At 38.5% G+C, this 11723-nt stretch carries 15 protein-coding genes; 13 read left to right on the top strand and 2 right to left on the bottom strand.

What is annotated here, in order from left to right:
* Positions 1–44: 44 nt before the first annotated feature.
* The 8 genes from EL171_RS09575 (at position 45) to EL171_RS09540 (ending at position 5823) form a co-directional block, all read left to right on the top strand.
* The gene (locus EL171_RS09575) at positions 45–581 is read left to right on the top strand and encodes a flavin reductase family protein (RefSeq protein ID WP_005384949.1); all 537 of its coding nucleotides are present in this window, start codon (positions 45–47) and stop codon (positions 579–581) included.
* Between the two features lie 489 nt (positions 582–1070).
* On the top strand, positions 1071–1514 hold the full coding sequence (locus tag EL171_RS09570) for a hypothetical protein (protein WP_039968845.1): 444 nt from the start codon (positions 1071–1073) through the stop codon (positions 1512–1514).
* Complete coding sequence (locus EL171_RS09565; RefSeq protein ID WP_005384952.1) at positions 1514–2113, top strand: DNA-3-methyladenine glycosylase I; 600 nt, start codon at positions 1514–1516, stop codon at positions 2111–2113. The genes EL171_RS09570 and EL171_RS09565 overlap by 1 nt, the downstream gene beginning before the upstream one ends.
* Before the next feature lie 396 nt (positions 2114–2509).
* Positions 2510–3226, top strand: coding sequence for a DUF554 domain-containing protein (locus tag EL171_RS09560; RefSeq protein ID WP_005384954.1), 717 nt, complete (start codon positions 2510–2512; stop codon positions 3224–3226).
* A 364-nt stretch (positions 3227–3590) separates the two neighbouring features.
* A complete protein-coding gene (locus EL171_RS09555; RefSeq protein ID WP_005384956.1) occupies positions 3591–3875 on the top strand; it encodes a type II toxin-antitoxin system RelE/ParE family toxin in 285 nt (94 codons plus the stop codon).
* Between the two features lie 16 nt (positions 3876–3891).
* On the top strand, positions 3892–4212 hold the full coding sequence (locus tag EL171_RS09550; protein ID WP_005384958.1) for a HigA family addiction module antitoxin: 321 nt from the start codon (positions 3892–3894) through the stop codon (positions 4210–4212).
* An 84-nt stretch (positions 4213–4296) separates the two neighbouring features.
* The gene (locus EL171_RS09545; RefSeq protein ID WP_005384960.1) at positions 4297–4650 is read left to right on the top strand and encodes a Spx/MgsR family RNA polymerase-binding regulatory protein; all 354 of its coding nucleotides are present in this window, start codon (positions 4297–4299) and stop codon (positions 4648–4650) included.
* 399 nt (positions 4651–5049) lie between these two features.
* Positions 5050–5823, top strand: a complete 774-nt coding sequence (locus EL171_RS09540; RefSeq protein ID WP_005384961.1) for a hypothetical protein — start codon at positions 5050–5052, stop codon at positions 5821–5823.
* Between the two features lie 97 nt (positions 5824–5920).
* Here EL171_RS09540 and pgtP read toward each other — a convergent pair whose 3' ends face one another.
* Positions 5921–7249, bottom strand: coding sequence for a phosphoglycerate transporter protein PgtP (gene pgtP / locus EL171_RS09535; RefSeq protein WP_039969292.1), 1329 nt, complete (start codon positions 7247–7249; stop codon positions 5921–5923).
* A 180-nt stretch (positions 7250–7429) separates the two neighbouring features.
* On the opposite strand from pgtP, the gene EL171_RS10060 reads away from it, so the two are divergent.
* Positions 7430–7561, top strand: a complete 132-nt coding sequence (locus tag EL171_RS10060) for a hypothetical protein (RefSeq protein WP_005384964.1) — start codon at positions 7430–7432, stop codon at positions 7559–7561.
* Between the two features lie 164 nt (positions 7562–7725).
* Here EL171_RS10060 and EL171_RS09530 read toward each other — a convergent pair whose 3' ends face one another.
* Positions 7726–8316, bottom strand: a complete 591-nt coding sequence (locus EL171_RS09530; protein ID WP_005384966.1) for a nitroreductase — start codon at positions 8314–8316, stop codon at positions 7726–7728.
* A gap of 327 nt (positions 8317–8643) precedes the next feature.
* Here EL171_RS09530 and EL171_RS09525 point away from each other — a divergent pair, with 327 nt between their 5' ends.
* The 4 genes from EL171_RS09525 (at position 8644) to EL171_RS09510 (ending at position 11297) form a co-directional block, all read left to right on the top strand.
* Entirely contained in the window at positions 8644–9162 is a 519-nt protein-coding gene (locus EL171_RS09525) for a MarR family winged helix-turn-helix transcriptional regulator (RefSeq protein WP_005384967.1), read from the top strand.
* A gap of 162 nt (positions 9163–9324) precedes the next feature.
* Complete coding sequence (locus EL171_RS09520; RefSeq protein ID WP_005384968.1) at positions 9325–9723, top strand: hypothetical protein; 399 nt, start codon at positions 9325–9327, stop codon at positions 9721–9723.
* 88 nt (positions 9724–9811) lie between these two features.
* Positions 9812–10582 (top strand): carboxymuconolactone decarboxylase family protein, encoded by a 771-nt coding sequence (locus EL171_RS09515; RefSeq protein WP_005384969.1) that lies wholly within the window; start codon positions 9812–9814, stop codon positions 10580–10582.
* An 88-nt stretch (positions 10583–10670) separates the two neighbouring features.
* On the top strand, positions 10671–11297 hold the full coding sequence (locus EL171_RS09510) for a site-2 protease family protein (RefSeq protein ID WP_005384970.1): 627 nt from the start codon (positions 10671–10673) through the stop codon (positions 11295–11297).
* Positions 11298–11723 lie beyond the last annotated feature (426 nt).

Below are 11723 nucleotides of genomic sequence, written 5' to 3'. Positions count from 1 at the left end.
ATAGTTATACGAGGTTGGGAAAATAAGATAAACCGGAGGTCATTATGAAACCATTTGAATCTAAAGACTATAAAGCATTTACTATGTTTGAAAAACGGTGGGCTCTTGTTACAGCTGGTACACCTGAGGATTTTAATACTTGTACTGTTAGTTGGGGCAGCATGGGCAACATGTGGGGCCTAGTTGGTAATGATATTTCCACAGTGACTGTGTATATTCATCCAGCTCGTTATACCCAAGAATTCATGGCGAAATATGATACGTTTACCGTTAGTTTCTTGCCTGAAAGCCAACGTAAGGCTCTTGGTTATTTAGGATCTCATTCTGGTCGTGACGAAGATAAGGTGGCTAATTCGGGCTTAACACCAGTTGCAGTAGATGATGGTGTCATGTTTGAAGAAGCAGAGTTAACTTTTGTATGCAAAAAGCTCTACGAACATCAATTCGATGAAGCACATTTAGCGGATAAAATAAAAGAGTATTATGCATCCAATCCTCCTGAATATACAAAAGCTGGCAGTGATCGCTGGGAACCACACTATATGTACATCGGCGAAATAGTTGAGGCTATAGAGAAATAGACAATCTATGTAATATACAAATAAGGCAGTCCATCAGGGCTGCCTTATTTGTAGTTATATTTTTCAAAAGGAGAAAGTGAGAAGGTATTTACTACCTGTATTTATAATAACATAGGGCATGAGTATAAAATGCCACATGATGTTGATTGCAAATTCTTAGTTGTTTGAGCAAGGTTTTATGCTGTAATTTATACTAGATTTTATGATGTAGTTTATACTAGGTTTTAAGGTGTAATTATCACTATATTTTGTGTGTGATTTAGCAAAATAAGTCATAAAATTGATGAAAAATCAGTATATATGAGCCGATAGTGAGGAATAGCTTATATAGTGGGTTCTTTCATTGAGAACTACTATAAATTGTATATTTTGATAAAATTTTATGAATTTTAACCCCACAAAAAGTGCAAAATCTGATATAATAATAGTATCAAAAACGACTACGCGAATGCGTAGTTTTCTTATTTTGTGTTTGGCGTAGGTAGTCCCATGAGTGTAGTGAAGCCCTTATTATGGCTATTAGAACCGTATATCGTATATAAAGCCTATTTGTGGGCGCTCCGCTTTATAGCTCATCCATTGACGTGGGAAGGCGAGATAGACTTATTCTCCTTGACCTTAACGGTGCTGCTCATCCTTGATGCGGTGGCGTTGCCATTGGTGATTTTGTATTGCCCAGGACTCAATCCTAGAAAGCGTATGCCCGACTGGATTGTCCGATTAGGTACACCTATTTATATCGTTCATAATTGGCTAGATGGCAAGGTGGGCGGCGGTACGTCTACACCGATTGTATGGCTTCGCAGAGCCTTACATTCACTATTGCTATTTATCTATTATCTTGTGCCGTTTTATGTGGGCGGTCATCTCGTAATGGGCCTCGTAGTAGCGCTCATGTATGATGTCCTTGTCTGGGCTCATGGAGGTGTGTAGTGGCTACTTGTGAATGGCCGACGACGCCCTTGTATCAGGCGTATCACGATCATGAGTGGGGCCGTCCTATTCATGATGACCGATTGCAGTTTGAGCATCTCTGTCTTGAAAGCCTCCAATGTGGTCTCAGTTGGCTTACGATTTTGAATAAACGAGACATTATTCGAGGATGCTTTAATTACTTTGATATTGATGCGGTTGCTACTTATGGTGAAAGCGACATCGAACGGATTATGCAGACTGAGGGCATGCTCAAGTCTCGCCCTAAAATTGAGGCTATCATCAATAATGCTTTTGCTTTTAAACGTATTCAAGATGAATTTGGTTCGTTTTGCAACTATATCTGGGCTTTCACAGATAATAAAACTATTATTTATGAAAGCCACCCCGATGGGCATGTGCCAGCAAAGAATGGTCTGTCTACGCGGATTAGTAAGGACCTGAAGAAGCGCGGGTTTAAGTTTGTAGGCCCCGTTACTATTTATTCCCATCTGCAAGCCAGTGGCCTTATCAACGATCACGGTAAGGACTGTCCTTGTTTTGATGAGATTAATAAGACCGCAGATATTGCTCGATTGCCTGCAGACGCTGAGGATTAATACAGGTTGTAACGTATTTGTATAATCGTTAGTTAACAATAGTTTTTATACATGATTGGTTTTACAAAATTGAACTTGTGTTAAACCGCACTTTAAGGTGTACACTATAGTCGATGGAAAGATAGCGTTCCATCATATGTCGGCCCGCTTTATATACAAACACATATATTCTCTCTCTCCAAAGCGGGTCTCTCATATACTTCTCTCTCAAAGCTATAAACACAACATGAAGCCCCTATCCTTTACGGGATAGGGGCTTTTTGCTATATGTTTTTATCTAGGGCCATATAACGGCATAGATTGGTTGTATACCACGATAAATTGATTTATTTCGATATAGTTGGTATACTGATGATGAAATAAGCTATTACTTTCACAATTTAGAAAGGGAAATATATGATTGGTTTGGGCACGGCCATTAACATTGGCCTTATCATAGCCGGTAGCTTGTGCGGTCTCGCATTCGGCCGGTTTATGAAAGAAAATTTGAAACAGACGCTCATGATGGTGAGCGGTATTATTGTTCTCCTCCTCGGGATGAGCGGTGCTATGCAGTATATGCTAGTCATCGTGAACGGAACGATACAAACGACGGGGCCTATGCTGATGATCATTAGCATGGTGGCAGGCGCCGTAATTGGTGAGCTCATCGACCTTAATCGTTGGATCACGGTATTTGGTGACTGGGTAAAAGCCAAAACTGGTAACACTGGTGATCCGCAGTTTACGCACGCCTTTATTACGGCATCCCTTACGTTTACAGTGGGAGCCATGGGCGTACTCGGTTCTATTCAAGACGGCTTAACGGGTAATTACCAAACGCTCTTATTAAAAGGTATCCTCGACGGTATCATCGTTATGGTTATGGTATCCTCTATGGGGAAGGGCGCGTTGTTCTCCTTTATTCCTGTAGGGATTACTCAATGGATTATTACCGCTATGGCACACATCGCAGCACCGTTGATGACACCGAGTGCCATCGATAACCTATCCTACGTGGGCTCTATTCTGATCTTCTGCGTCGGTATTGACCTCATCTGGCCTGGTAAAATCCGTATTGCGAACCTATTACCAGCCATCTTTGTAGCTATGGGGCTTACATTCTTGCTCTAATGTAAATCGTATTATGAATACTAAGAAAAATAATATATAGATTTTATAAGAGACCTATATTCTCTAACCTTTCACTGCTGTACTTTGCACATGAGAGTCTAGAGAATATAGGTCTTTTTATATTTGTAGCCATTATAAAAGTTAGTACTAATATTTGCTGATCTTCAAGTGATGACTAGAAGTAGATACATTCCGAAATAGGTGACCAATAGAGTCAGAAGAACAGTAGGATTTGAGTGCTGTTTTAGAGAAATCTTTTACCGAAATCATTTATAGAATAAAGTTATTCCACAATATACCTGAAATACAGGTATATATTATTGAGTTATACCTGTAAAACAGGTATAATCAAAGGAGAGGTTCTATGATTATCGGATTTAAAGATAAGGAAACAGAAAAGGTTTACCATCAGAGTTTTTCTAAACGCTTTTCACCGTTTATACAAAGATTAGCTCTTCGTAAGCTAATATTATTAGATAATGCTGAATCGATACAGGATTTAAGGTGGCCACCTGGTAACCGATTAGAGTTATTGCAAGGCAATCGCTTTGGCCAGTATAGTTTACGGATTAATAGCCAGTATAGATTATGTTTTAAAGTGAAAGATATTAATAGTTTTTATGATGTAGAAATTATAGATTATCATTAATAGAGAGGGAATATATATGGACAAGTTTATTCCAACACCTACCATCAGTGAAATATTGAAAGAAGAGTTTATGGAGCCATTAGGACTATCTGCATATCGATTAGCTAAAGATATACATGTGCCTGTTTCGCGTATTCAGGAAATCTTGAATGGGACACGAGCTATTTCAGCAGACACCTCTCTACGTTTAGCTAAATACTTTAATGTTTCTGAAGGATATTTCTTGCGGTTGCAGATGGATGTTGATTTACGTACCGCAAAGCATAGTGCAGGGATGGAGGAAGTATTAAGCTCTATTGATCATTGTAATGCATTAGAACCTGTAGACTGTCAATGAGATATTGATAATTTTCGATATATTTGGTACACTTAACTTATAAATATATCGTTATAACATTATGTATTACTATAAGGAGACGCTATGTTATTTGTTGAATATCCTAAATGCACAACATGCAAAAAAGCAAAGAAATTCTTAGATGATCATAATATTAAATACACAGATCGTGACATTAAGTCTGAAAATCCTACAGCTGAAGAAATTGCTGCGTGGTATCCACAATCTGGTAAAGATTTAAAAGCATTCTTCAATACATCTGGTATGATTTATCGTGAACAACAATTGAAGGATAAATTACCAAACCTTAGCGAAGAAGAAAAACTCGCTTTATTAGCATCCAATGGTATGCTTGTGAAACGTCCTATCTTGGTTCTTGAAGACAAAGTACTCGTTGGCTTTAAAGAAGCAGAATGGATTGAGGCGTTGAAGCTCTAATTTCATATTAGTTAACCGAAAGAACAGGTCCCTAAAAGCCTCCATAGTAAACTAAGTCGTTTTTAGGGACCTGTTCTTTCTATTTCTAATAAAGAAATAAGAGCTTTCAACTAAAGCTCTTAAGGGAGAAGTCATTTTTATAAATTTATTCTTTTGGTACTACATAAAGAAATTGTAGTTCTTTATCATTTATCGAAAAAAATGATTTGTATATAATTCGCATATTTTGTATAATGGTTACATTGTAGATATACCCCTATGGGTACATAGATTTATCAAATAATTTAGGTTCATAGGGTTTTGAATTAATTTAGGTATAGAGAGTTCTGAATTAATATTGTGTTGTTTTTGTTTTATTTCCGGAGTAAGTAAGGCCGGTTCTAGTGTATAGAGGTCTATATGAAATTTTTACAGTCTTTATCGGCGCAGGTGTCGTTGTTCACGCAAGGTGCTATTTTGGCGCTAGGTGTTTTATTTATTCTATTAGATGCCATCACAGAGTCATTCAATCCTGTTATTGACTTGGCTTGGGTGACGGTTCTCGTTTGTGGTTTGCCGCTGCTCATTAATAGCGTTCAAAGTATTTTGAAGCATTTAGAGATCCATGCTAATTTCCTTATTGTTGTGGCCATGGTAGCGCTCATTTCCATTGGCGATTATCATACGGCGGCCTATGTGGGCCTCATCGTACAGGCTGGCTTTTTCTTGGAACAGCTTATCACAGGCGAGTCACATTATACCTTAGATGATGATATGCTTCCTGCCATGCCATCTCAACTCGTTGCTATGCGTCAGGGCATTAACAATTATTCATCTGTTATTGTTGTGGCTGTATTGCTATTATCTATGGGTTCCTTTGCATTGACACAGGATTTCATACATACCGTAACCTTGTTATTGGTACTATGCCCGTGTTCCTTGGAGCTTATCTTAGTGGCGCTCATGATGGGCTCTCTTGTGGATGATGCATCTCCCGTATCAGAGCTTTCAAAAGGAACAAAGCAGTCTCATTTAGGTTTACTCATCGTGTCCATTGTATTCCATATCGCCATTATCGGTGCAGGTGTACTTGGTTTCATCGATCCTGTTACAGCCGTTGCACTGCACGGTTTGGCGCGACTTGGTCTCGTATATAATTTGAAAGTTTTAAATGGTTCTTTGTGTGTAGCATAGAATTTAGTACAGTATATATTTTAAGACATAATAAACTCCCCTAGTAATGATGTGTTACTAGGGGAGTTTTTAGGTTCTTACAACTATTAGTTGTAGATTATTCTTTTGCTTGGGATTTGTCACCAAGTGTGAGAAGTAGGAATACGATAGCGAGGATACATGCACCAACGAGGGCCACGAAGCCGCCATCCCAACCATAAAGGTCAACCATGAGACCCATGAACGCACCAGCACCAGCGGAACCGATGAGGTAACCAAGAAGGCCTGTAAGACCAGTAGCGCCACCTGTTGCTACACGTGGTACCATGTCTGCTGCTTGAAGGCCAATCATCATAACAGGACCGTAGATGAGGAAGCCAATAGCGATAAGTGCTAAGTTATCGATAAGGATATTGCCTGCTGGGTTGAACCAGTAAACAAGGATTGCCAAGATAACGAATAGCATGAAGCAGATGGTAGCTGGAGCACGACGGCCGCGGAATACGCGGTCACTCAAATAGCCACTTACGAGCATGCCTGGAATACCAGCCCATTCGTATAAGAAGTAAGCCCAACGGGAACCTTCTTTTGTAAAGCCTTTCACAGCAGTCAAATAAGTAGGAGCCCAGCTTACTACGCCATAACGGATGAAGTATACAAAGATATTTGCGATTGCAAGATACCATAAGTATTTGTTATGCAAAATATATTTGTAGAAGATTTCTTTGAAAGTAGTTTTGTTTTCATCATTTACTTCAGCTGCTACTGTTTCGTGTTTATATTCTTCGATAGGTGGCAAGCCACAAGATTGAGGTGTATCTTTCAACAAGAAGAATGTAACCACAGCTAAAACGATAGAAATAAGAGCAGGGAAGAAGAAAATACTATGCCATGTACCAAATAGATAGATACCTAACGTAGCAAGAGGTGCGATGATACCGCCACCAAGATTGTGGGATACGTTCCACCAAGACCACCAAGCACCGCGTTCAGAACGGGAGAACCAAGTTACCATATTTTTCGCATATGGAGGATAGCCCATACCTTGGAACCAACCATTTAAGAAGGCGAGCACGCACATGATAGGAATACTGCTTAAAACACCAGGTAAGGTGCCGAATAATAACATAACTAAAGCACTGAGCAATAGACCTACTGTGGAGAAGTATTTTGGGTTAGAGCGGTCAGACGCATTACCCATGACAAATTTACTTATGCCGTACGCTACGGATAAGAGGGTCATGACAATACCAAGATCCGCTTTAGTGTAGCCGTACTCAGCAATCATGTACGGAACAGCCAAACTAAAGTTTTGGCGGATTAAATAGAATGTAGCATAACCAATAAAAGTACCTGCAAAGACTTCTTTGCGAAGACGTTTGTAGGTGGAATCGATTTGCCCCTCTGGTAATCGTTCAATATGAGGAGCTGGAGAGAAAATCGACATCATTACACATCCTTTCTACAAAATGTCATTGTAATCATACCATGTATGACTAAAAGTCGACTATATTTTATTTTTAATTATGATAAATAGTTATTTTAACGCACCATTATGTGGCTAGCGCATAGGTTGTAGAACATTAAAATATCTTCTATATAAAAATCCATTTGATTATCAAGATATATGAACGATGCGCCAGCCCTTAAGAAATCTGATGTAGGCATCGCCATGGGCGGTGTAGGCAGTGATATTGCTGTAGAAGCAGCAGATATCGTTCTTGTAAAAGCCGCTCGTAAACGCGTATTTGAAGAGTAATTAAAATTCATCCACTGATCTGATTGCTAAGATGTCATGAGCTAAAACGTAATATAATCAATAAAATAGCGCTATCAATTCTGATAACAACTCTGTATGAGTAGTGGAATTGATAGCGCTTTTATTTTGCTTTATTGTGTATATGCGAAGCTCTTGATGTTACATTAATCTACATATGTCACTTTGTAGCCTTTTGGCTCGATTTCACGGCGGTTAAGGCCGTTTGGTAAGTCTGGATAGCCGATAGCCAAGCTAGCGTAGACTTTTTCGTCTTCTCCAAGGCCTAGCTCACGCATTTTAGCTTGGATGCGTTCGTTGTCTTGAAGATGGCGGATTTGGTTAACCCAGCAGCTGCCAAGGTCGAGCTCGTTGCAAGCAAGCATCATGTTTTGCATTGCACATGACACGTCAGCAAAGTTGTTGGCATAACTTGGTTTGCTAGCCAATACGATAAGTACAGGCGCGCCATAGTTAAATACAAACTTGCCTTCTGCGGACATTTTGATGATATTCACCATGTAAGGTAATGTATTTTCTGTAATCGGCATTTTCCCGTATTCCTCTTGTACAAGTGTTACTAGTTCGTTGAGCACATTTTGGTTTGTGATGACCATGAAATGTGTTAATTGTGTATTGCCACCAGATGGGGCACGGCGACCAGCGTCGAGTACTTGGTCGATAAGCTCACGAGATACTTGATCTGCCTTAAATTTACGCGTACTATGACGAGTTTTGATACATTCTAATGTGTTCATAGTAACCTCCTGTTAGATAGGGAATGTAATACAAGAAATACAATTGTTATTTTCTTTATTATACTATAAGACTGAACTCTGATATTAAAACTATAAGACTTAAGTCTGATATAAAAAATTTTTATCAATCATTTTGTAGTTATATGTCATAATTTTGCCCCATGAATTCTATAGAGCCACTACTTTCTTTAATAAAAAAGAAAAAATATATTAAATAATTGACAAATTTAAAAATTTATGTCCAAAGTAGGTTTTTTACGTTGACTGCTTGCTGTAGAATTGTGTACAATTAATTTGTAGATTATTGTGTGCATATGGAGGTAGAATATGGCAGAAATTGGCGTACTCGAAGGTTACAAACATAAAGAAGACGTACCTGATGCAGAGTACATGAAATTAGAAAACCAATTGAGCTTCCCACTTTATGTAGTGGCGAAGGAAATTGTTAATGCATATCGCAGTCACTTAGATCCGTTAAATTTGACATATACTCAATACATCGTAATGATGGCATTGTGGCAATATGGTGATTTGTCCGTTAAAGAACTAGGCCAAGTATTGCGCCTTGATTCTGGTACATTAACACCACTTTTAAAGAAATTAGAAGCAAAAGCATTCTTAAAGCGTAAACGCAGCCGCCAAGATGAACGCGTAGTAATGGTAACCCTTACTGATACAGGTAAAGCATTACGTGATGAAGCAGTTCATATACCACGTCGCTTGTCTGAAGCTGCAGGCCCGATTTTTGACGTTGAAGAAACCCGTCAAATGCGTATGTTGCTTAACAAATTGTTAGAAGCAATCGATAACGCTAATGCTAGAACAGCAGAGAAGCTTAAGCGCTAATGTAGCGTACTCTAGTAAGATCTCATATGCATACATTCTGTAATTTAATATATCTAATATTTTCATAAAATGTGATATACTATACATATAACGTATTGTACTGAGGTCATGTGAGAGTATGACCTGTTCGTGAGATGCCGTTAAGGCAAAAAGGAGAGCATTATGAATAAAAATTTATTAGGCGCATTTGTATTAGCCGGTACATTATTAGTTGGTGGTGTTGCTAATGCAGCAAACTGGAATGGTTTAGCTAACTATCCAGAGGTTCCAAACAGTGCAAATGGTTCTGAAACATACTTCTTTGATAAAGCATCCCAATTCAGTGGTATTGATAGTAGCCGTAACTATGTATTCGGTATCAATGTAGTGAATATGCATAACAACCAATATGGTGAAGCTACATTGTTCAAATACATTGTTCACCCAAGCTTACATACTGTATATCGTTTCTCTCCAGATGGTCAAGTGTACCAAATCACTCCTGGTTCTAATGAATACAACATGTTCTTGGCTGCTTGGAAAGAAGTATACGGCACTGATTTCTCTTTCCCAGCTTTATAATTTGATGGCGCAAGCCGTAATAATTACATAACTATTGCTGGTGAAAGCTCGTTTGGGCTTTCACCAGTGTTGTTTATGGAGGTTTCCTATGTCTAAATCTGAATTTGCTCAAGCCTATACGGAGCGCATGTTCCCTGATATTGCAGCCCCTGCAGGTTATATTGACCCTGAGTTTGAAGTATTGTTTGATAATTTTGCCTTTGACGAAGTTATTACCGAAGAGGGTCGCAATGTGCCTGCAAAGGATCGTTTTTTGGCTATCCTTGCCACATTAGTGGGTGTATCTGCCGTCGATGAATATGCGTTGATGCTACCAGCAGCACTTAACTTTGGCTTGATTCCCGATGAAGTGATAGAGCTCCTGTATCAAGCTGTGCCATATCTTGGCATCGGTCGTGTGCGTCCATTCTTTAAGGTCACAAATAAGATTTTTGACTATCGCGGGGAAACTGTTGTAGATCCGTCTCGTAGTACAATTACTGCCACATCTCGTCTTGAAAAGGGCGTAGAAAAACAGGTGGAAATCTTTGGTGAATCTGTACGTCATTCTTACGAAGAAGGCCCTGAAGATACACGTCACATCAAAAAGTGGCTTGCTAATATGTTCGGCGACTATTACACGCGTAAAGGATTGAGCGTGGCTCACCGTGAAATGATTACTTTCTGTTTCTTGGCTGCTCAAGGTGGCTGTGAACCTCAGCTGAAGGCTCACGTAGAAGGCAATTTGAACGTAGGCAACAGCAAGCAATATTTGATTAACATCGCATCCCAATGCGTGCCGTACATCGGTTATCCTCGTACATTGAATGCCCTTCGTTGCATTCAAGATGGCTACACCGCATGGGAAGCTAAACAATAAAGGACTATGTAACATATTAAATGTTTCGTGTAATTTTGAATATGTTATGTAATCTATAAATATATTATGTAACTCATAAAGGAGTTCTATGTTTGATTTTAATCCAATCCAGATATTAGCCAGTGTTCCGGCTATTATCATTATTTTCTCTATCTATGGTTATGCAGAGGCCAAGGTGGCAACGTGGTTGGGAGATCCTACACCAAGCATGGCGGGACGACTTACACTATCTCCCTTTGCGCATCTTGATTTAATCGGTACTCTCTGTATTATTCTTGTTGGCTTTGGTTGGCCAAAGGGGATGGCCATTAACCCATCTTACTTTAAAGATCCTCGCAGAGATATGACGTTGCTTGCCTTTTCTGGACCTGTAGCAGGTTTAATTGCAGGCTTTATATTTACCTTTATATATATATTACTAGGTAATCTAAACCTTATTACCACTCAAGGTCTTGATATGGTTTTGCAATATATCATCCTGTATAGCATTGGTATCTCTCTGTTCTGTTTAATTCCATTCCCTCCGTTGCCAGGGTTTAATATCATATTGCCATGGCTACCTGTGGAATGGCAGATGAAATACTATCAATTAGGGATGGTCAATTTAATTTTCTTTATCATCCTTATTAATACACCAATTATTTCTATGATTATTCGTCCATTGCAACAAACGATTTTTAAAATCTTCTTTGCCATCATTGGGACGATTTTATAAATGTATTTGGTGAAAGCCGCTTCCGTAACTGTATATGCTAATGGATATACTAGACATATAAAAAGCCTCTACCGTATAGGAAATTCCTTTATGGTAAAGGCTTTTTCTAGTATATCTGCCTTATGTTGATCTCTTTTCTATTATATGTGCCTTATGTTAATCTTTTTTAGTGTTGGATTTTCTTGTTAGTAGATTTTAACTGCAGTATGATTATTGCTAGTTGTCGTATAACTATATTTGGATAGGGACTGCTTTAAAATAATTGGTATCGATATATTTATATTAAAAACTATCGATATAGTTTTCATAATATGATATACTGAGTGTAGAAATCGTAATTTTTCGATATAACAGTGTTTTAGTATATCGTAGATAAAGCAGTGTTAATTACTGAACATAAAGTAGTGATAAATACTATATATAATG

This window comes from Veillonella dispar (assembly GCF_900637515.1).
GTDB lineage: Bacteria > Bacillota > Negativicutes > Veillonellales > Veillonellaceae > Veillonella > Veillonella dispar.
This window is presented reverse-complemented; position numbering and strand designations above follow the sequence as displayed.

Bases quoted from the DNA above. Each gene is read 5' to 3' on its own strand.
- EL171_RS09545 (WP_005384960.1), top strand. From the start codon at position 4,297: ATGTTATTTGTTGAATATCCTAAATGCACAACATGCAAAAAAGCAAAG.
- EL171_RS09575 (WP_005384949.1), top strand. From the start codon at position 45: ATGAAACCATTTGAATCTAAAGACTATAAAGCATTTACTATGTTTGAA.
- EL171_RS09560 (WP_005384954.1), top strand. From the start codon at position 2,510: ATGATTGGTTTGGGCACGGCCATTAACATTGGCCTTATCATAGCCGGT.
- pgtP (WP_039969292.1), bottom strand. From the start codon at position 7,249: ATGTCGATTTTCTCTCCAGCTCCTCATATTGAACGATTACCAGAGGGG.
- EL171_RS10060 (WP_005384964.1), top strand. From the start codon at position 7,430: ATGAACGATGCGCCAGCCCTTAAGAAATCTGATGTAGGCATCGCCATG.
- EL171_RS09540 (WP_005384961.1), top strand. From the start codon at position 5,050: ATGAAATTTTTACAGTCTTTATCGGCGCAGGTGTCGTTGTTCACGCAA.
- EL171_RS09530 (WP_005384966.1), bottom strand. From the start codon at position 8,316: ATGAACACATTAGAATGTATCAAAACTCGTCATAGTACGCGTAAATTT.
- EL171_RS09550 (WP_005384958.1), top strand. From the start codon at position 3,892: ATGGACAAGTTTATTCCAACACCTACCATCAGTGAAATATTGAAAGAA.
- EL171_RS09515 (WP_005384969.1), top strand. From the start codon at position 9,812: ATGTCTAAATCTGAATTTGCTCAAGCCTATACGGAGCGCATGTTCCCT.
- EL171_RS09520 (WP_005384968.1), top strand. From the start codon at position 9,325: ATGAATAAAAATTTATTAGGCGCATTTGTATTAGCCGGTACATTATTA.
- EL171_RS09570 (WP_039968845.1), top strand. From the start codon at position 1,071: ATGAGTGTAGTGAAGCCCTTATTATGGCTATTAGAACCGTATATCGTA.
- EL171_RS09555 (WP_005384956.1), top strand. From the start codon at position 3,591: ATGATTATCGGATTTAAAGATAAGGAAACAGAAAAGGTTTACCATCAG.
- EL171_RS09525 (WP_005384967.1), top strand. From the start codon at position 8,644: ATGGCAGAAATTGGCGTACTCGAAGGTTACAAACATAAAGAAGACGTA.
- EL171_RS09510 (WP_005384970.1), top strand. From the start codon at position 10,671: ATGTTTGATTTTAATCCAATCCAGATATTAGCCAGTGTTCCGGCTATT.